The following is a 16,799-nucleotide window of genomic DNA, read 5'->3' on the forward strand; positions in this document are numbered from 1 at the left end:
CCGGTCGTTCCCGGGTGTCAGGTGCCCTCTCGCCTCGCCCGCCCCCGCTTCGACCGTCCCCGCCTTGTGAAGCGGACTGGCGGTCCGTATGCTCGAGTCATACGGACCGCCAGTCCGCTTTGCTTCTCTCCGGCGGTCCGGAGAGCTGTGCCGTCGAGCAGAACGGAAGCCCCGATCATGACGACCCCCATGACGCCCGAGGAGCTGTACCGCCACGGTCTGCGGCTGCTCCTGGACAAGAACATCGCCGGCTGGGTGGACCTGTGGCACGAGGGCGGTGTCATGGAGTTCCCCTTCGCGCCCCCTGGCCGGCCCACCCGCCTGGAGGGGCGGGAGGCCGTCGCGGAGTACATGCGCCACTACCCCGACCACATCGACCTCCACGACTTCCCCGACGTGACCGTCCACCGGACCGCCGCCGCCGAGACGATCGTGGTCGAGATGCGCGGGGTCGGACGTCTGGTGGAGACCGGCGCCCCCTTCGACATGACCTACATCGCCGTGGTGACCGTCAGGGACGGGCTCATCACCTCCTACCGCGACTACTGGAACCCCCTCGCCGTGGCCGAGCCCGGAGCCGACTTCGCCGGAGCGGCCCGATGAGCGGCGGCCCCGGCTCCTGCCGCGTCCCTCGCGCGGCCCTGGTCGTGGGGGCCACCGGGACCACCGGCAGCCGTGTCGTCGCCCGGCTGGTCGCGGACGGCCGTCGCGTCAGGGCCGCGAGCCGGGGCGCGACCCCGGTGGCGGGTGCCGAGGCGGTACGTTTCGACTGGGGTGCGCCCGGTACCTGGGGCGAGGCCCTGGCCGGTGTCGACCGGGTCTATCTGGTCCCGCCCATCGGCTCGTCCGAGCCCGCCGCGGTGATGCTGCCCTTCCTCCGCCGGGCCCGTACGGCAGGTGTCTCCCGCGCGGTGCTGCTCAGTTCGTCCGCGATCCCCGCGGGCGGCCCGGCGGTGGGGCAGGTCCACGAGGCGCTGCCCGGCCTGTTCGAGGAGTGGGCGGTGCTGCGGCCCTCCTGGTTCATGCAGAACTTCGTCGGCTCCATGCCCCATGCGCGCAGCATCCGCGAGGGCGGCGCCATTCTGACGGCCACGGGGGACGGCCGGGTCGGGTTCGTCGACGCGGAGGACATCGCCGCCGTCGCCGTACGTGCCCTGACGGACGAACAGGCCCCGAACGCCGACCTGATCCTCACCGGGCCCGAGACGCTCAGCTACGACGACGTCGCCGGGGCCATCAGCGAGGTCACCGGCCGCCCCGTGGTGCACCGACGGCTGACGTCGGACCAGCTGCGCGACCGCTGGGCCGCCGAGATCCCGCTGGAGTTCGCCACCATGCTGGCCGGGATGGACCGCGCCATCGCGGACGGGGCGGAGGACCGCACCTCGGACACCGTCCGGCGTCTCACCGGACGCCCTCCGGGCACACTGCGCGCCTTCCTCGAACGGGAGGCGACCGGGTAGGGCCCGCCGCCCCGCCTTCTCGCCGGCCGCCCGGCAGCGCGTATCGTCGACCGACTCGACGACACGACGAGAACCGCTTCACCCACGAGGAGGGTCCGTGGCCCAGCGCGCAGAACGCGCGGACGCCGTGCGCAACCGGGAGGCGGTCCTGGCCGCCGCCGACGAGCTCTTCGCCGTCAGCACCAGCCCCACGAGCGTGTCGATGGACGACATCGCCGCGGCCGCCGGGGTCGGCAAGGGCACCCTCTTCCGGCGCTTCGGCGACCGGGCCGGCCTGATCGGCGCCCTCATCGCCTCCCGCCTCGAACCGCTGCGGCGGACGGTCGCCGAGGTACGGGAGGCGGGGGCCGCCTCACCGCGCCGACAGGTGAAGGATCTCCTCGACGTCTCGCTGCGGTTCAAGATCGAGAACCGTAACCTGATGTCGGCGGCCGAGGACGCCGGGCTCAGCAGCCCCTACCGGGCGGAGCACTACGACTCCTGGCACGAGATCCTGCGCGCGGCACTGGAGCGGGTGCCCGGCGTCCACGACGCGGAGTTCACCGCCCACGCCCTGCTGGCCACGATCCGGGCCGATCTGGTGGTGCACCTGATCGACGACCGCGGAATGCCGCCGGAAGCCCTGCGGGCCGCGCTCGCCGCCCACGTGGACGCCCTCCTGGGACCCCCGGGGGACGAGGACTGACCTCCTGGCCGCTCATCCGGTGGGGGTGCGACGGTCCGTGGGGACAGACGGAGGCGCGGTACGCGTCGTGTGCCGCGCCGATGCCCGTCGGGCGTAGGAGGCCGGTACGGGGAACGGGATCGTGGTGTCCAGCGGACGGTTCGGCGTGGTCGGTCTCACCCGCACAGGCCGGCGAGCCAGCCCGCGGCGCCCGCCAGGGCCGCGTCCGCCTCGGGGAGCACGCCGCGCGCCCCCAGGAAGCCGTGGAACATGCCGGTGTGCAGCCGCACTTCGGCGCGGACCCCCGCCGAGGAGAGCCGGCGGGCGTAGGCCAGGCCCTCGTCCCGGAGCGGGTCGCAGTCCGCGAGGACCACGAGCGTCGGAGGGAGGCCGGTGAGGTCGGCCGCGAGGCCGGGGGAGGCGGCGACCGGATCGCCGGCCGGGCCGACGTACTGCTCCCAGTACCAGCGCATATGGGCCGTGGTGTGGAAGAAGCCCTCGGCGTACGCCTCCGCCGAGAGGGAGTCGAGCCGGTGGTCGAGGGCCGGGTAGAAGAGGAGCTGGCCCGCGACCGGTGGGCCGCCACTGTCCCTGGCGCGCAGGGCCGCGCCCGCCGCGAGGTTGGCGCCGCTGGAGTCGCCCGCCAGGATCAGGGGGCCTCCGTAACGGGCGGCGGCCCACTCCAGGACCGCGTACACATCGTCCTCGGCGGCCGGGAAGCGGTGCTCGGGCGCGCGCCGGTAGTCCACGGAGACCACCGAGGCCCCCGCCCGTACGGCCAGTTCACGGCAGAGTCCGTCGTGGGTGTCGAGGTCGCACAGAACCCACCCGCCGCCGTGCGCGAAGACGACGACGGGACGGGGGTCGAGCGCGGAGCCCGGCCCGGCGCCGTACAGACGTACGCGGACGCCGTTCGCCGCCGTCTCGTGCCGTGGCGGGACCTGCCGCACGCCCGCCCGGGCCGCCGCCCGTAGCGCCAGGGGCGAGCCCGGGGGCGGGAAGTTCGCCGACATCGCCTCGCAGAGCGCCCGGGCCGCCGGTGTCAGGGGATCGGTCATCCGGCCGTCAGCTCCCGCGCGCGGAAGTGCGGGATGACCCGCTCGCCCCACTGCCGGATGGTCTCCATGCAGACCTCCTGCGGGACCGTGCCCATCTGGATCAGGCACATCACCTCGTCGACGCCGATCTCGCGCAGCCGCTCGACGTAGGCGATCGCGGTGCCGGCGTCCCCGTAGGCGTGGTCGGTGTTGTACGGGCCGGTGTCGACCGGGCGGGCCGGGACGTTCGCCTCGTGGAGCCGGGCGACCAGCTCCTCGCGTCGCCGTTCGAGCGCGGCCGTGTGGTCGTCGTCCTCGGCATGGCCGGTGGGTGCCGGGGCGTCGCCGTACCAGTGGGCGATCGACTCGGCGAAGAAGCGCTGGCCGCGCGTGCCGAGGCGCAGCGCGCGCTCCGCGTCGTCCAGGACGATCGTGGGGCAGAGCGCCGAGAAGTGGTCGTTGACCTCGGTGGAGACGAGCCGCGAGCCGTCGCGTACGGCGATGGCGTCGTCGTACACCTTCCGCATCGCACGGACGTCGTCCGCGCCCGCGAACCCCAGCACCAGTGCTCCGATGCCGAGTTCGGCGGCCCGCTTGAGGGTGTCGTGCTTGGAGCAGGCCATGAAGAGGGGCGGGTGCGGGTCCTGCACGGGGCGGGGAAGGACCGCGCCCGGGCCGATGTCGATCGAGCCGTGCCACTCGAACCGCTCCTCGCGCCAGGCCCGGGAGAAGATCCGCAGAGCCTCCTCCATCTGCGGATACGTGTCCTCCTGGCGCACTCCGTACATGCGCATCTCCTGGCGGGTCGCCCCCCGGCCGGCGCCGATGTCCACCCGGCCGCCGCTGAGGACGTCGAGCATGGCGGCGCGCTCGGCCACCCGTACCGGGTGCTGGTAGCCGAACGGCATGGTGACGACGCCGTGGCCGATCCGGATGCGCTCGGTGCGGGCGGCGACCCAGGACAGGAAGATCTCGGACGCGCTCATGTGGGCGTACTGGGTGAGGGAGTGGTGCTCGACGGCCCAGATGCGGTCGAAGCCCATCCTCTCCGCGTGGACGGCCTGTGCGACGCAGTCGTGGATGACCTGGCGTTCGCGTGCGGGGGTCGGGTCGACGAGCTGGGCTTCGAAGATCATGGAGAACTTCACGGTGAACTCCTCTATGCCGAATAGAAATACTTCTAGCAGGCATAGGTGGGGTGCGGAAGGGAGTCGTAGACTTCGGTCCGTGGCGGACAAGACGACGGCGGGGCGGGGTGCGGAGCCGGATAACCCCCGTTTCCCGGCGACCAGTTGGGCGGTGCTCGGACTGCTCTCCTTCGGCCGGGAGCTGTCCGGCTACGACCTCAAGAAGTGGGCCGACCAGTCGCTGCGCTTCTTCTACTGGAGCCCGTCGTTCAGCCAGATCTACAGCGAGCTGAAGCGCCTGGAGCAGGCCGGATTCGCCACCTCGCGGACGGTCGCCCAGGAGACGGGGAGCCGTGACAAGCGGGTCTACCGGATCACGGACGAGGGGATGACCGCCGTCCGCGCCTGGGCCCGCACCGCGGCCGTCGACCCGCCGGTGCTCAAGCACGGTCCCATGCTCAGGCTCTGGCTCGGACACCTCCTCGAACCCGAGCAGATGGGTGAAGTCCTGCGCCACCACCGGGAGTTCGCCGAGGAGATGCGCCGGCGCGCGGAGGCCGACGTGGAGGGCGCGAAGGCCGAGGAGGCCTGGGAGTACCCGATGCTGACCCTCACCTGGGCCGAGCGGTACTACGCCGCCGAGCGCGATCTGGCGGACGCCATGCTCGCGGACATCGAGGACCTGCGGAAGAGGAGGCTGTGATGACGACAGAGATCGAGCAGTGGTGGGCCGAGGGCGAGCGGATCACGCTCACCGTCTCCGGAGTCCCGCGCGAGGTGTTCGTCCGCCGGGCCGGCAGCGGACCCGTGATGACGCTCCTCCACGGGTTTCCCAGCTCGTCGCACGACTGGGCGCGGGCGGCCCCCGCTCTCGCCGCCCGCCACACCCTCCTCATGCCGGACTTCCTCGGCTTCGGCGCCAGCGAGAAGCCGGCCGACCACACGTACTCGATCCACGAACAGGCCGACCTGGTGGCCGCGCTGTGGCAGCACGAAGCGGTGCGCTCGACGCATCTCGTGGCCCACGACTACGGCACCACCGTGGCCCAGGAACTCGTCGCCCGCCGCGCCGAGGGAGCGTCGAAGAGCGAGATCACGAGTCTGACGCTGCTGAACGGCGGCATCTACCCCGAGCTCCACCGGCCGGAACCGGCCCAGTCCGCGCTGCTCGACCCCGAACTCGGCCCCCAGCTCAGCGCCGCGCTGAGCGCCGAACTCCTCGCCGCCGCCCTCGCCCCGACGTTCGCCGAGGGGTACGACGCGAGCGCCGACGTGGCCGCGATGTGGGAGGGCCTCGGCCGGGACGACGGCCACCGGAACGCCCATCTCCTGATCCGGTACATCGACGACCGGACCGCCCACCGTGACCGCTGGGTCGAGGCCATGGAGACCGGTGACCTTGCCAAGGCGTTCGTCTGGGGCCTGCTCGACCCCATTTCGGGGGCCCACATCGCCGAGCGGATCGCCGAGCGCATGCCGGACGCCACCCTCCACGCCCTGGCCGACGTCGGCCACTGGCCCCCGCTGGAGGCCCCGGACCGCGTCGCCTCCCTGATCCTCGCCGCGGTGGGTGACCGGTGACGACGGCCCCCGGAACACGTGCGGCGCGGCGGGGCTGGTCACGTACGCTCGGGAACGTATCGGGAGGAGTCCGCGCGGCAGCGGCCGCGCGGGTCCTGGGGGAGGGGAGCCGTCGATGGCACTGAGTCTGCGCAAGGTCGAGGAGACCGCACCGGCCCTGGTGAGTCTCTACAAGTCGGCGGGGGTCTCCCTGCGCAAGCACGGCCTGGACGGGCAGCGCGTCGCCGTCTATCTCGTGCTCGACTACTCCGGCTCGATGAAGCCGTACTACAAGGACGGCAGCGTCCAGGCGCTGGCCGACCGGGTGCTGGGTCTCTCGGCCAACCTGGACGACGACGGGCGGGTGCCCGTGGTCTTCTTCTCCACCGACATCGACGCCGAGACCGACATCGAACTCGCCGACCACCAGGGGCGGATCGACCGGATCGTCGCCGGGCTCGGCCACATGGGCAAGACCAGCTACCACCTGGCGATGGACGCGGTCATCGACCACTACCTCGACAGCGGCGCCACCGCGCCGGCGCTCGTCGTCTTCCAGACCGACGGCGGACCGATCAACAAACTGGCCGCCGAGCGGTACGTCTGCAAGGCGGCGAAACTGCCGCTCTTCTGGCAGTTCATCGGCTTCGGCGACCCCGGCAGCCGGCAGTTCGAATTCCTGCGCAAGCTCGACGAGTTGGCGGTGCCGGACAGGCGGCCCGTCGACAACGCCGGGTTCTTCCACGCCGGAACGGACCCGCGCAGGGTCCCGGACGCCGAGCTGTACGACCGGATCGTCTCCGAGTTCCCGGCCTGGCTCTCCGCCGCCCGGGCCGCCGCCATCGTCCGCCCGTGAGACGCCGGAGGCCCGGGAACCGCGGGAAACCCGCTGGCTCGTGCGGTGTCGACCACGTGATAGTGGCGGCATGGCATCTCTTGTGCGACACGTGACGTTCGACTGCTCCGACGCGTACGGCCTGGCGGCCTTCTGGGCCGAGGCCCTGGACGGAAAGGTGTCCGACGAGGACGCACCCGGTGACCCCGAGGCGCTGGTCCACTCCGCGGGTGCGGACCTGCTCTTCATCCAGGTGCCCGAGGGGAAGACGGTCAAGAACCGGGTCCACCTGGACCTGCGGCCGGAGGACCGCGGCCGGGACGCGGAGGTCGAGCGGCTGCTGGCCATCGGCGCCACGATGGTCGGCGACCACCGGAACGCGGACGGCACGGGCTGGGCCACGCTGGCCGACCCCGAGGGCAACGAGTTCTGCGTGGAGCGGTCGGCCGCCGAGCGCGGGGAGTAGTCGGGGCCGGAGATCCGGGCCGGAGTCGACGGGGCCGGGGATCCCGGCCGGCGTCCCGGTCCCGGCAGAGGAGTAATCCAGACAGAAGGTGTCGGGTACCCGGTGTTTCCTGGAGTCATGGGAGACACCGGAACCACGACTACCTGGGCGGCCTTCGAAGCCGCCGAGCCCGCCTTCGCCGCGACCGTGCGCGAACGCTTCGGGCAGTACACCCACCACTCGCTCGCCACCGTACGGAAGGACGGCTCGCCGCGGCTCAGCGGCATCGAGGCCGACTTCCGGGGGGACGAGCTGTGGCTCGGCATGATGCCGAACTCCCGCAAGGCGCTCGACCTTCGCCGTGACGGTCGCTTCGCGCTGCTCGCCAACCCGGGCTCGGGGACGGACATGGGCGGCGGCGACGTCCGGATCTCGGGCCGTGCCGTCGAGATCACCGATCCGGGGGCGCTGGAGCGGTACGCGGAGGCCGTGGGCATGCCACTGCCGTTCCATGTCTTCCGGGTGGAGGTGACGGAGGTGGTCCGCACCGTCGTCGAGGGCGACGACCTGGTCGTCCGCACCTGGTCACCGGGGCGGAGGCTGCGGACGATCCGGCGCGGTACGGACGACAGTCCGCCGCGCGAACAGTCATGAGCCGCCGTACGTGTCGAGGACACGGGCCCGGCACCAGGACGGGGCGCCCCAGGCGTCCCTGAGCGGCCGGGCCTTGCGGAGCCAGAGGGAGAGGTCGAGCTCCTCGGTGTAGCCGACGGCGCCATGGATCTGCAGGGCCGTCCGGGCGGCGGCGTAGGCGGCCTCGCCGGCCGTGACCTTGGCGGCCGCGAGATCGGTGCTCGCGAAGGTGAGCGCCGCTCCGAAGACCAGGGGGCGGGCGAACTCCAGCGCGATCAGGGTGTCGGCCAGCCGGTGCTTGACCGCCTGGAAGGAGCCGATCTCCGTACCGAACTGGCGCCGCTGCTTCGCGTACGCCACGGTCCGGTCGAGCAGCGTCAGGCCGACGCCGAGCGCCTGGGAGGCGGTCGCCAGCAGGGCCCAGTCCCGGGCGTGCGCGACGGCTGCCGTCACGGCGGGCCCCGCGGCCAGCACCTCCCCGCCGGGCGCGGGCCTGGCGAACCGGCGCGCGGGATCGGCGGAGACGCGTACACCCTCGTGGCCGCGGGCGATCCGGAGCTCGTCCGCCTCGACGGCGAGGACCAGGTCGGCGCGGTCCGCGTCCAGGGCGGCGCCGCGGGGCGGTGCGGGCGGCGCGCCCGTCGCCAGCGTCGCGATCGTCCCGCCCGCCGCGATCCCCGGGAGCAGACGCTTGGCAGGACCGTCCTCGCCCCGCCGCGCCAGCTCCGCGAGCAGCGCGGCGACCGCCACCGTCTCGACCGCCGGGCCCGGTACCCCGTGCCTCCCCAACTCCACGAACGCCGTCGCCAGTTCGACCGGCAGCGGGCCCACGCCCTCGTACGGCTCCGGCACCGCGAGCGCGAAGACGCCCGCCTCGGCGAGGCGTGACCACAGGGCGCGGCCCGGCGACGGATCGTCCGCCGCCCAGGCCCGGATCGCGGCCGGCGTCCCCGCCGCCGACAGCATCGCGTCCAGCGAGCGCGCGAAGGCGCGCTGCTCCTTCGTCGCCAGGAATCGCATCAGCGCCGCCCCTTCGGCAGGCCGAGCAGCCGCTCGGCGATGATGTCGCGCTGGATCTCGTTGGTGCCGGCGTAGATCGGGCCCGCGAGGGAGAAGACGTACCCCTCGCCCCACGCGCCGTCCGCCGACTCCGCCTCGTCGCCCAGCAGGTCGAGCGCCGTCTCGTGCAGCGCGATGTCGTACTCCGACCAGAAGACCTTGTTCAGGCTCGACTCCGCCCCGATGGCCGCCCCCGCCGCGAACCGTGCGGCGGCGCCAGCCGTGAAGAGCTGGTAGGCCCGAGCCCCGATCACCGCGTCCGCGACCCGGTCGCGAAGCCCCGGACCCTCCCCGCCCTCGCGCCAGAGCCGTACGAGCCGGTCGGCGGCGGCGAGGAAGCGGCCGGGGGAGCGGAGCATCAGCCCGCGCTCGTTGCCCGTCGTGGACATCGCGATCCGCCAGCCCTGGCCGGGCTCCCCGATCACGTCCTCGTCCGGCACGAAGACCTCGTCGAGGAAGAGCTCGGCGAAGGCCGGCTTCCCGTCGAGCCGCCCGATCGGCCGGACCGTCACCCCGGGCGCCCGCAGGTCGAACATCAGATACGTCAGCCCCCGGTGCGGCCGTGCGGGGTCCGTCTCCGGGTCGGTGCGGAAGATGCCGAACGCCCGGTCCGCGAAGGCCGCCCGCGAGGACCAGGTCTTCTGCCCGGACAGCAGCCAGCCGCCCCGCGTCCGTACCGCGCGCGAGGTGAGCGAGGCCAGGTCGGAGCCCGACTCCGGCTCCGACCAGGCCTGCGCCCAGACGACCTCGCCGGTCGCCATCGACGGCAGCACGCGGGCCCGCTGCTCCTCCGTGGCGTGGTCGAAGAGGGTCGGGGCGAGGAGGCTGATGCCGTTCTGCGTGACCCGGCCCGGCGCCCCCGCCGCGTAGTACTCCTCCTCGAAGACCAGCCAACGGAAGATGTCGGCGTCCCGGCCGCCGTACCGCTCGGGCCAGGAGACGACCGACCAGCGGCCGGCGGCGAGCTCCGCCTCCCAGGCGCGGTGCGCGGCGAAGCCCTCCTCCGTCTCCAGGGAGGGCAGCGGCTCGGCGGGCACACGGGCCCGCAGCCACTCCCGGGCCTCCGCGCGGAAGGCGTCCTCCTCGGCGCTGTGCGACGGGTCCATCGGGGCTCCTTCCCTAACAAGTGTTTGGTAGGTTAACGTACGGCCATGAGCAGCGCCATGAGCAGCGTCGAGGAGTTCCGCACCGAGATACGCGCCTGGCTGCGGGCCCACCTCGCGGGCGAGTTCGCCGCCCTCAAGGGACTCGGCGGCCCCGGCCGCGAGCACGAGGCCTTCCCCGAACGCCTCGCCTGGGAACGGCACCTGGCCGCCCACGGCTGGACCTGCGTCGGCTGGCCCACCGAGTACGGGGGGCGCGGGGCGAGCATCGAGGAGCAGATCGCCTTCCACGAGGAGTACGCCCTCGCCGACGCCCCCGCCCGCGTCAACCACATCGGTGAACAGCTGCTCGGCCCCACCCTCATCGACCACGGCACCGAGGAGCAGAAGGCCCGCTTCCTGCCCCCGATCCGAGCCGTCGAGGAGCTCTGGTGCCAGGGCTACAGCGAACCCGACGCCGGCTCCGACCTCGCCGCCGTCCGCACCCGCGCCCGCCGCGACGGCGACGACTGGGTGATCGACGGACAGAAGATCTGGACCTCGCTCGCCCACGAGTCGCAGTGGTGCTTCGTCGTCGCCCGCACCGAGCCGAGCTCCCGGCGCCACGCCGGACTCTCGTACCTCCTCGTCCCCCTGGACCGGCCGGGCGTGGAGATCCGGCCGATCGTCCAGCTCACCGGCACCAGCGAGTTCAACGAGGTCTACTTCGACGGCGCGCGGACCGCCGCCGCGAACGTCGTCGGCGCCCCCGGCGACGGCTGGCGCATCGCCATGGCCACCCTCGGCTACGAACGCGGCGTCTCCACCCTCGGCCAGCAGGTCGGATTCCGCCGCGAGCTGGAAGGGCTCATCGCGCTCGCCCGGAGCAACGGCGCCCTCGCCGACCCGCTGATCCGCGACCGGCTCGCCCGGGCCTGGGCCGGGCTCCAGGCCATGCGTGCGAGCGCCCGGCGCGGCACCGACCCCTCGACGGCCAAGCTCTACTGGTCGCACTGGCACCGCGACCTCGGCGAGCTGGCCATGGACGTCCGCGGCGCCGCCGCGACGGTCGTCGCCGCCGAACCCTACGAACTCGACGAGTGGCAGCGGCTGTTCCTCTTCTCCCGCGCCGACACCATCTACGCCGGATCCAGCGAGATCCAGCGCAACCTCATCGCCGAGCGGGTGCTCGGCCTCCCCAAGGAGCCGCGCCCATGATCCCGCCCGCCACCCCGCCCGCCACCCCGCCCCCGTACGTTCCCGGGCACGGACTGCTCACCGGCCGTACCGCCGTCATCACCGCCGCCGCCGGCGCCGGTATCGGCGGGGCCACCGCCCGGCGCTTCCTGGAGGAGGGCGCAAGGGTCCTGATCAGCGACGCGCACGCCCGCCGGCTCAAGGAGGCCGAGGCCGCCCTCGCCGCCGAGTTCGGCGCGGACCGGGTCGACGCGCTGCCCTGCGACGTCACCGACGAGGCCCAGGTGCAGGCCCTCTTCGACACCGCCGTACGGCTCCACGGCCGGCTCGACGCCGTCGTCAACAACGCCGGGCTCGGCGGCACCGCCGCGCTCGTCGACATGACCGACGCCCAGTGGAGCCGGGTCCTGGACGTCACCCTGAACGGCACCTTCCGCTGCACGCGCGCCGCCCTGCGCCACTTCGCGGAGGCGGATCACGGAGGTGTGATCGTCAACAACGCCTCCGTCGTCGGCTGGCGCGCCCAGGCGGGCCAGGCCCACTACGCCGCCGCCAAGGCCGGCGTCATGGCCCTCACCCGCTGCGCAGCCGTCGAGGCGGCGCCGTACGGCGTCCGCGTCAACGCCGTCGCCCCGTCCCTCGCCATGCACCCGCACCTGGTCAAGGTCACCTCCGCCGAGCTGCTCGCCGAACTCACCGCGGCCGAGGCCTTCGGGCGGTACGCCGAGCCCTGGGAGGTCGCCAACGTCATCGTCTTCCTCGCCGGCGCGTACTCCTCCTACATGACCGGCGAGACCGTCTCGGTCAGCAGTCAGCACGCCTAGGACCAGAATGGACGTGTGCCGAAGACAGTCAGCAGCGACAGCAAGAAGAAGCCCCCGGTGAGCGCCTCGCCCGAGCGCCGCAGGGAACTCCTGGACACCGCGGCCGAGGTGTTCGCCGCCCAGGGGTACAACGCCACGACCGTACGGAAGATCGCCGACGCCGCCGGCATGCTCGCCGGCAGCCTCTACTACCACTTCGATTCCAAGGAATCGATGCTCGACGAGATCCTCTCCACCTTCCTGACCGAGCTGTGGGAGGGGTACGACGCCGTCCTCGCCGCCGGACTCGGCCCCAGGGAGACCATCGAGGCCCTCGTCACCGAGTCCTTCCGGGAGATCGACCGGCACCGCGCCGCCGTCGCGATCTACCAGAAGGAGTCCAGGCACCTCGCCGACCAGCCCCGCTTCCACTACCTCTCGGACTCGCAGCAGAAGTTCGAGAAGGCGTGGCTGGGCACGCTGCAGCGTGGGGTCGAGGCCGGGACCTTCCGGGCCGACCTCGACATCCGGCTCACCTACCGGTTCGTGCGCGACACCGTCTGGGTCGCCGCGTCCTGGTACCGCCCGGGCGGACAGCACAGCCCGGACGAGATCGCCCGCCAGTACCTGTCGATGGTCCTGGACGGAATCGCCGTACGTTCCTAGCCGTCTGGAGGAGTTGTCATGGCCGAGGCCTACATCGTCGAAGCGGTCCGCACCCCGGTGGGCCGCCGCAAGGGAGGCCTGGCCTCCGCCCACCCGGCGGACCTCGGCGCGCACGTCCTGAAGGCGCTCGTCGCCCGCTCGGGCATCGACCCCTCCGCCGTCGAGGACGTCGTCTTCGGCTGCCTCGACACCGTGGGCCCGCAGGCCGGCGACATCGCCCGTACGGCATGGCTGGCGGCGGGCCTGCCCGAGGAGGTCCCCGGCGTCACGATCGACCGCCAGTGCGGCTCCTCGCAGCAGGCCGTGCACTTCGCGGCGCAGGGCGTGCTCTCCGGCACGCAGGACCTGGTCGTGGCCGGCGGCACCCAGAACATGTCGATGATCCCGATCGCCTTCGCCTCCCGGCAGGCCGCCGAGCCCCTCGGCCTGAGCGAGGGCCCCTACGCGGGCTCCCAGGGCTGGCGAGCCCGGTACGGAGACGTGCCCGTCAATCAGTTCCACGGCGCCGAGCTGATCGCGAAGAAGTGGGGCGTCACCCGCCGTGACCAGGAGGAGTTCGCCCTGCGGTCGCACGAGAGGGCGCTGCGTGCGATCGACGAGGGCCGCTTCGCGCGGGAGACCGTCGCCTACGGGGACGTGACCGTGGACGAGGGCCCGCGCCGGGACACCACCCTGGAGAAGATGGCCGCCCTGAAGCCCGTCGTCGAGGGCGGCACGATCACGGCGGCCTGCTCCTCCCAGGTCTCCGACGGCGCCGCTGCGATGCTCCTGGCGAGCGAGCGGGCCGTACGGGAACACGGCCTCACCCCGCGCGCCCGCGTCCACCACCTCTCGGTGCGCGGCGAGGACCCGATCCGGATGCTCTCCGCCCCGATCCCGGCCACCGCGTACGCCCTGAAGAAGACGGGCATGACCATCGACGACATGGACCTCGTCGAGATCAACGAGGCCTTCGCCCCGGTCGTCCTCGCCTGGCTGAAGGAGACGGGCGCCGACCCGGAGCGGGTGAACGTCAACGGCGGCGCGATCGCCCTGGGCCACCCCCTGGGCGCGACGGGTGTGAAGCTGATGACGACGCTGCTCCACGAGCTGGAACGCACGGGCGGCCGCTTCGGCCTCCAGACGATGTGCGAGGGCGGGGGCCAGGCCAACGTGACGATCATCGAGCGGCTCTGATCTTCGTACCGCCCCGGTGTGACCCTCGTCGCCGTCCCGCCCTCCGGGTGGGGCGGCGTGCTAAGGTTCCCTTGTTGCTAGTTGGTACCCATGAACTTTATGTGCGCCTGACGGGAATGTTCCTCAGGCGCGATTTTGTTTTCCGGACTCTCCGGGATGGGACCCTTACCTATTCAGGAGAAAATTATGGCCACCGGAACCGTGAAGTGGTTCAACTCGGAAAAGGGCTTCGGCTTCATCGAGCAGGACGGCGGCGGCGCCGACGTCTTCGCCCACTACTCCAACATCGCGACCTCCGGCTTCCGTGAGCTGCAGGAAGGCCAGAAGGTCACCTTCGACGTCACGCAGGGCCAGAAGGGCCCGCAGGCGGAGAACATCCTCCCGGCCTAATTGCCGGACGCGTTTCTCGCAGCCGGGGCCCGCACCGCGCAGGTGCGGGTCCCGGCTTGTGCTGTGCTCAGGCCAGGAAGGCATTTCCCATGACCCGCTCCGAAAGGCGGCCCCGCCGGGCCGCGGAATCCCGCTCCGGAAACCCGTCCGGAAATACCCGCCGTGGCTCCGCCGCCGCCCCCAAGGGCAAGGCCAAGGGCGCCGGGCGTGGCCGTGGACCGGCCTCGCCTCCGCCGCCGCGTGAGTTCACCCTGCCCGAGACGCTGACGCCCGCGCTCCCCTCCGTCGAGTCCTTCGACGCCCTCGACATGCCCGCGGCCCTGGTCAAGACGCTGAACGCGCAGGGCGTGACCGAGCCCTTCCCGATCCAGGGCGCGACCCTCCCGAACTCGCTCGCCGGCCGGGACATCCTCGGCCGCGGCCGCACCGGCTCCGGCAAGACCCTCGCCTTCGGCCTCGCCCTGCTCGCCCGCACCGCGGGCCGCCGCGCCGAGCCCAAGGCCCCGCTCGCCCTGGTCCTGGTGCCCACACGCGAGCTCGCCCAGCAGGTCACCGACGCCCTCGCCCCGTACGCCACCTCGGTCCAGCTCCGGCTCGCGACCGTCGTCGGCGGTCTGTCGATCACCAAGCAGGCCAACTCGCTGCGCCGTGGCGCCGAGGTCCTCGTCGCCACCCCCGGCCGTCTGAAGGACCTCATCGAGCGGGGCGACTGCCGGCTCGACCAGGTCGCGATCACGGTCCTGGACGAGGCCGACCAGATGGCCGACATGGGCTTCATGCCGCAGGTCACCGCGCTGCTCAAGCAGGTCGAGCCCGACGGCCAGCGGATGCTGTTCTCGGCGACCCTGGACCAGAACATCGACCGGCTCGTGAAGATGTTCCTCGACGACCCGGTGGTGCACTCCGTCGACCCGTCGGCCGGCGCCGTCACGACGATGGAGCACCACCTGCTCTACATCGCCGACGAGACCGACAAGAAGGCCGTCACGCTGAAGATCGCCGCCCGCGACGGCCGGACGATCCTCTTCCTGGACACCAAGCGTGCCGTGGACCGGCTGGTCAAGCGGCTGCTCGCCAGCGGCGTACGGGCCTCCGGCCTGCACGGCGGCCGCTCGCAGCCGCAGCGCAACCGCACCCTGGACCAGTTCAAGAACGGCCAGGTCACCGCGCTCGTGGCGACCAACGTGGCGGCACGCGGCATCCACGTCGACGACCTCGACCTGGTCGTGAACGTCGACCCGCCGATCGACCACAAGGACTACCTGCACCGCGGCGGCCGCACCGCCCGGGCCGGCGAGTCCGGCAGCGTGGTCACCCTCGTCCTGCCCGAGCAGAAGCGCGACATGGGCCGCCTGATGTCGAACGCCGGCATCAGCCCGCGTACGGCGCAGATCAAGTCCAGCGACGAGGAACTGACCCGCCTCACCGGCGCCCGTGAGCCCTCGGGCGTCCCGGTCGTCATCGAGGTCCCGCAGCCGGCCCAGCCCGCGCAGCCGCGGACGGGCGGCCAGCGCTCCCGCCGCGGTGGCGGCGGCGGCCGTTCCCGCTCGGGCGCCACCACCCGTACGGGTACGACCGGTTCGCGCACCGCCGCGGGCACGGGCGGCTCCCGTACGGGCACGGGCACGGGAGGCTCCCGTACGGGCACGGCAGGCGCCGCCGGCCGCACCCGCGGCTCCTCCGGCACCGCCGGCGGCGGCCGGGGCGGCCGCCGGGGCGGCGGAGCCGCGACGCAGGGCTAGCGGAGAGCCGGGCGGGTGCCCGGCTGGTCGACGAGTCGGTCCTGGAGCCTGGCCAGCGTGCCCAGCTCCAGGCCGAGCCCGTCGGTGAGGTAGCGGAACAGGCCGCCGTACCCCTTCCTCACCTCGTCGAGCGCGGTCCTCAGATACTCGGTCCGCACCTCCTGGAGGGGGATGATCAGATCCGGGTTCTGCATCAGACCGCCCTGCTTCAGGCCCTCCCGCACCTTCGCGTCGTACGCGGAACGGAAGGTGTTCGAAGCCAGATAGTCGCCGACGACCGTCTGCTCCGGCACGCCCAGGACCGTCAGGAGCAGGTAACTCGTCCAGCCCGTACGGTCCTTGCCCGAGGTGCAGTGGTACAGCGACGGCGTGGAGCCGGGACCGGCCAGCTCGCGGAGGGTGAGGCCGAGCTGGGCCCGGTTCGCCGCGCTCGTGACGAAGGTGCGGTACACCTCGTGCATGAACGCGGCCGCCCGGCCGCCGCCGAGCATCTGCTCCTGGCGCACCGGGTCGCGGGAGCCGATCGCCGCGAGCAGCTGCCCGAACAGACCGTTGTCGGTGACCTGCCGCGACACCGCGACGAGCCCGGACGGCAGCCGGTCCGCGCCGTCGTACTGGACCTCCAGCGGGATCCGGAAGTCGACGACCCGCCCCAGGCGCAGCCCGGCGAGGGTCGTCACGTCGGCGTCGGTCAGCTTGCTCAGCGCGTCGGCGCGGTACACCAGACCGTGCCGGACCCGGTCGCCCGTGTAGGTGAGGTAGCCGCCCAGGTCACGTACGTTGACCGCGCCCTGGAGCGGGATGTGGCGGACGGCCGCGGCGCGGGGACGGCTGCGGGGCGCCGCGACGGCCGGGGCGGCGGCCGCCGCGAAGGCGGCTGCGGTGGCGGTGCTCAGCAGTGCGCGTCTCGACAGTGGCAT

19 protein-coding genes are annotated in these 16,799 nt (G+C 72.8%); 14 read left to right on the top strand and 5 right to left on the bottom strand.

Translation table 11 applies throughout. From position 1 onward, the window contains the following. Window positions 1–177: 177 nt before the first annotated feature. The 3 genes from ACF1G2_RS10560 to ACF1G2_RS10570 all read left to right on the top strand — a co-directional run bounded on the left by ACF1G2_RS10560 (window position 178) and on the right by ACF1G2_RS10570 (window position 2,148). Window positions 178–603: a nuclear transport factor 2 family protein gene (locus ACF1G2_RS10560; RefSeq protein ID WP_391797901.1), complete on the top strand. Its 426-nt coding sequence runs from the start codon at window positions 178–180 to the stop codon at window positions 601–603. Further along, window positions 600–1,463 (top strand): NmrA family NAD(P)-binding protein, encoded by an 864-nt coding sequence (locus ACF1G2_RS10565; RefSeq protein WP_391797902.1) that lies wholly within the window; start codon window positions 600–602, stop codon window positions 1,461–1,463. Before ACF1G2_RS10560 ends, ACF1G2_RS10565 begins: the two co-directional genes overlap by 4 nt. A gap of 97 nt (window positions 1,464–1,560) precedes the next feature. Then, window positions 1,561–2,148 carry a TetR/AcrR family transcriptional regulator gene (locus tag ACF1G2_RS10570; RefSeq protein WP_391797903.1) on the top strand — a complete coding sequence of 196 codons (588 nt, stop codon included), beginning with the start codon at window positions 1,561–1,563 and terminating at the stop codon, window positions 2,146–2,148. Window positions 2,149–2,303: 155 nt separating this feature from the next. Here ACF1G2_RS10570 and ACF1G2_RS10575 read toward each other — a convergent pair whose 3' ends face one another. Continuing rightward, window positions 2,304–3,185 (bottom strand): alpha/beta hydrolase, encoded by an 882-nt coding sequence (locus tag ACF1G2_RS10575; protein ID WP_391797904.1) that lies wholly within the window; start codon window positions 3,183–3,185, stop codon window positions 2,304–2,306. Next, window positions 3,182–4,312 (bottom strand): LLM class flavin-dependent oxidoreductase, encoded by a 1,131-nt coding sequence (locus ACF1G2_RS10580; protein WP_391797905.1) that lies wholly within the window; start codon window positions 4,310–4,312, stop codon window positions 3,182–3,184. The genes ACF1G2_RS10575 and ACF1G2_RS10580 overlap by 4 nt, the downstream gene beginning before the upstream one ends. A gap of 79 nt (window positions 4,313–4,391) precedes the next feature. Here ACF1G2_RS10580 and ACF1G2_RS10585 point away from each other — a divergent pair, with 79 nt between their 5' ends. The 5 genes from ACF1G2_RS10585 to ACF1G2_RS10605 all read left to right on the top strand — a co-directional run bounded on the left by ACF1G2_RS10585 (window position 4,392) and on the right by ACF1G2_RS10605 (window position 7,785). Next, window positions 4,392–4,994, top strand: coding sequence for a PadR family transcriptional regulator (locus ACF1G2_RS10585; RefSeq protein ID WP_391797906.1), 603 nt, complete (start codon window positions 4,392–4,394; stop codon window positions 4,992–4,994). Then, entirely contained in the window at window positions 4,994–5,872 is an 879-nt protein-coding gene (locus ACF1G2_RS10590; protein ID WP_391797907.1) for an alpha/beta fold hydrolase, read from the top strand. The genes ACF1G2_RS10585 and ACF1G2_RS10590 overlap by 1 nt, the downstream gene beginning before the upstream one ends. A gap of 115 nt (window positions 5,873–5,987) precedes the next feature. After that, entirely contained in the window at window positions 5,988–6,707 is a 720-nt protein-coding gene (locus ACF1G2_RS10595) for a VWA domain-containing protein (protein ID WP_391797908.1), read from the top strand. Between the two features lie 70 nt (window positions 6,708–6,777). Beyond that, window positions 6,778–7,152, top strand: a complete 375-nt coding sequence (locus ACF1G2_RS10600; RefSeq protein ID WP_391797909.1) for a VOC family protein — start codon at window positions 6,778–6,780, stop codon at window positions 7,150–7,152. 117 nt (window positions 7,153–7,269) lie between these two features. Continuing rightward, the gene (locus ACF1G2_RS10605) at window positions 7,270–7,785 is read left to right on the top strand and encodes a pyridoxamine 5'-phosphate oxidase family protein (protein WP_391797910.1); all 516 of its coding nucleotides are present in this window, start codon (window positions 7,270–7,272) and stop codon (window positions 7,783–7,785) included. Here the strand turns inward: ACF1G2_RS10605 and ACF1G2_RS10610 are convergent. Beyond that, on the bottom strand, window positions 7,780–8,784 hold the full coding sequence (locus tag ACF1G2_RS10610) for an acyl-CoA dehydrogenase family protein (protein WP_391797911.1): 1,005 nt from the start codon (window positions 8,782–8,784) through the stop codon (window positions 7,780–7,782). The genes ACF1G2_RS10605 and ACF1G2_RS10610 overlap by 6 nt on opposite strands. Beyond that, window positions 8,784–9,929 carry an acyl-CoA dehydrogenase family protein gene (locus ACF1G2_RS10615; protein WP_391797912.1) on the bottom strand — a complete coding sequence of 382 codons (1,146 nt, stop codon included), beginning with the start codon at window positions 9,927–9,929 and terminating at the stop codon, window positions 8,784–8,786. The genes ACF1G2_RS10610 and ACF1G2_RS10615 overlap by 1 nt, the downstream gene beginning before the upstream one ends. A 57-nt stretch (window positions 9,930–9,986) precedes the next feature. On the opposite strand from ACF1G2_RS10615, the gene ACF1G2_RS10620 reads away from it, so the two are divergent. From ACF1G2_RS10620 to ACF1G2_RS10645, 6 genes are all read left to right on the top strand, one after another. Then, window positions 9,987–11,123: an acyl-CoA dehydrogenase family protein gene (locus tag ACF1G2_RS10620; RefSeq protein WP_391798133.1), complete on the top strand. Its 1,137-nt coding sequence runs from the start codon at window positions 9,987–9,989 to the stop codon at window positions 11,121–11,123. After that, window positions 11,120–11,926: an SDR family oxidoreductase gene (locus ACF1G2_RS10625; RefSeq protein WP_391797913.1), complete on the top strand. Its 807-nt coding sequence runs from the start codon at window positions 11,120–11,122 to the stop codon at window positions 11,924–11,926. The genes ACF1G2_RS10620 and ACF1G2_RS10625 overlap by 4 nt, the downstream gene beginning before the upstream one ends. Window positions 11,927–11,941: 15 nt before the next feature. Continuing rightward, entirely contained in the window at window positions 11,942–12,571 is a 630-nt protein-coding gene (locus ACF1G2_RS10630; protein WP_391797914.1) for a TetR/AcrR family transcriptional regulator, read from the top strand. An 18-nt stretch (window positions 12,572–12,589) separates the two neighbouring features. Beyond that, window positions 12,590–13,747 carry an acetyl-CoA C-acetyltransferase gene (locus ACF1G2_RS10635; RefSeq protein ID WP_391797915.1) on the top strand — a complete coding sequence of 386 codons (1,158 nt, stop codon included), beginning with the start codon at window positions 12,590–12,592 and terminating at the stop codon, window positions 13,745–13,747. 186 nt (window positions 13,748–13,933) lie between these two features. Then, window positions 13,934–14,137: a cold-shock protein gene (locus tag ACF1G2_RS10640; protein WP_005318814.1), complete on the top strand. Its 204-nt coding sequence runs from the start codon at window positions 13,934–13,936 to the stop codon at window positions 14,135–14,137. Between the two features lie 89 nt (window positions 14,138–14,226). Next, window positions 14,227–15,879, top strand: a complete 1,653-nt coding sequence (locus ACF1G2_RS10645) for a DEAD/DEAH box helicase (protein WP_391797916.1) — start codon at window positions 14,227–14,229, stop codon at window positions 15,877–15,879. Here ACF1G2_RS10645 and ACF1G2_RS10650 read toward each other — a convergent pair. Next, entirely contained in the window at window positions 15,876–16,799 is a 924-nt protein-coding gene (locus ACF1G2_RS10650; protein ID WP_391797917.1) for a tyrosine-protein phosphatase, read from the bottom strand. The genes ACF1G2_RS10645 and ACF1G2_RS10650 overlap by 4 nt on opposite strands.

Origin of the sequence: Streptomyces sp. NPDC013457, assembly GCF_043089925.1 — a bacterium.
GTDB lineage: Bacteria > Actinomycetota > Actinomycetes > Streptomycetales > Streptomycetaceae > Streptomyces.

Coding starts and splice junctions, on each gene's coding strand:
- ACF1G2_RS10635 (WP_391797915.1), top strand. CDS start 12,590: ATGGCCGAGGCCTACATCGTCGAAGCGGTCCGCACCCCGGTGGGCCGC.
- ACF1G2_RS10560 (WP_391797901.1), top strand. CDS start 178: ATGACGACCCCCATGACGCCCGAGGAGCTGTACCGCCACGGTCTGCGG.
- ACF1G2_RS10600 (WP_391797909.1), top strand. CDS start 6,778: ATGGCATCTCTTGTGCGACACGTGACGTTCGACTGCTCCGACGCGTAC.
- ACF1G2_RS10615 (WP_391797912.1), bottom strand. CDS start 9,929: ATGGACCCGTCGCACAGCGCCGAGGAGGACGCCTTCCGCGCGGAGGCC.
- ACF1G2_RS10625 (WP_391797913.1), top strand. CDS start 11,120: ATGATCCCGCCCGCCACCCCGCCCGCCACCCCGCCCCCGTACGTTCCC.
- ACF1G2_RS10595 (WP_391797908.1), top strand. CDS start 5,988: ATGGCACTGAGTCTGCGCAAGGTCGAGGAGACCGCACCGGCCCTGGTG.
- ACF1G2_RS10640 (WP_005318814.1), top strand. CDS start 13,934: ATGGCCACCGGAACCGTGAAGTGGTTCAACTCGGAAAAGGGCTTCGGC.
- ACF1G2_RS10650 (WP_391797917.1), bottom strand. CDS start 16,799: ATGCCACTGTCGAGACGCGCACTGCTGAGCACCGCCACCGCAGCCGCC.
- ACF1G2_RS10565 (WP_391797902.1), top strand. CDS start 600: ATGAGCGGCGGCCCCGGCTCCTGCCGCGTCCCTCGCGCGGCCCTGGTC.
- ACF1G2_RS10590 (WP_391797907.1), top strand. CDS start 4,994: ATGACGACAGAGATCGAGCAGTGGTGGGCCGAGGGCGAGCGGATCACG.
- ACF1G2_RS10610 (WP_391797911.1), bottom strand. CDS start 8,784: ATGCGATTCCTGGCGACGAAGGAGCAGCGCGCCTTCGCGCGCTCGCTG.
- ACF1G2_RS10575 (WP_391797904.1), bottom strand. CDS start 3,185: ATGACCGATCCCCTGACACCGGCGGCCCGGGCGCTCTGCGAGGCGATG.
- ACF1G2_RS10620 (WP_391798133.1), top strand. CDS start 9,987: ATGAGCAGCGTCGAGGAGTTCCGCACCGAGATACGCGCCTGGCTGCGG.
- ACF1G2_RS10645 (WP_391797916.1), top strand. CDS start 14,227: ATGACCCGCTCCGAAAGGCGGCCCCGCCGGGCCGCGGAATCCCGCTCC.
- ACF1G2_RS10605 (WP_391797910.1), top strand. CDS start 7,270: ATGGGAGACACCGGAACCACGACTACCTGGGCGGCCTTCGAAGCCGCC.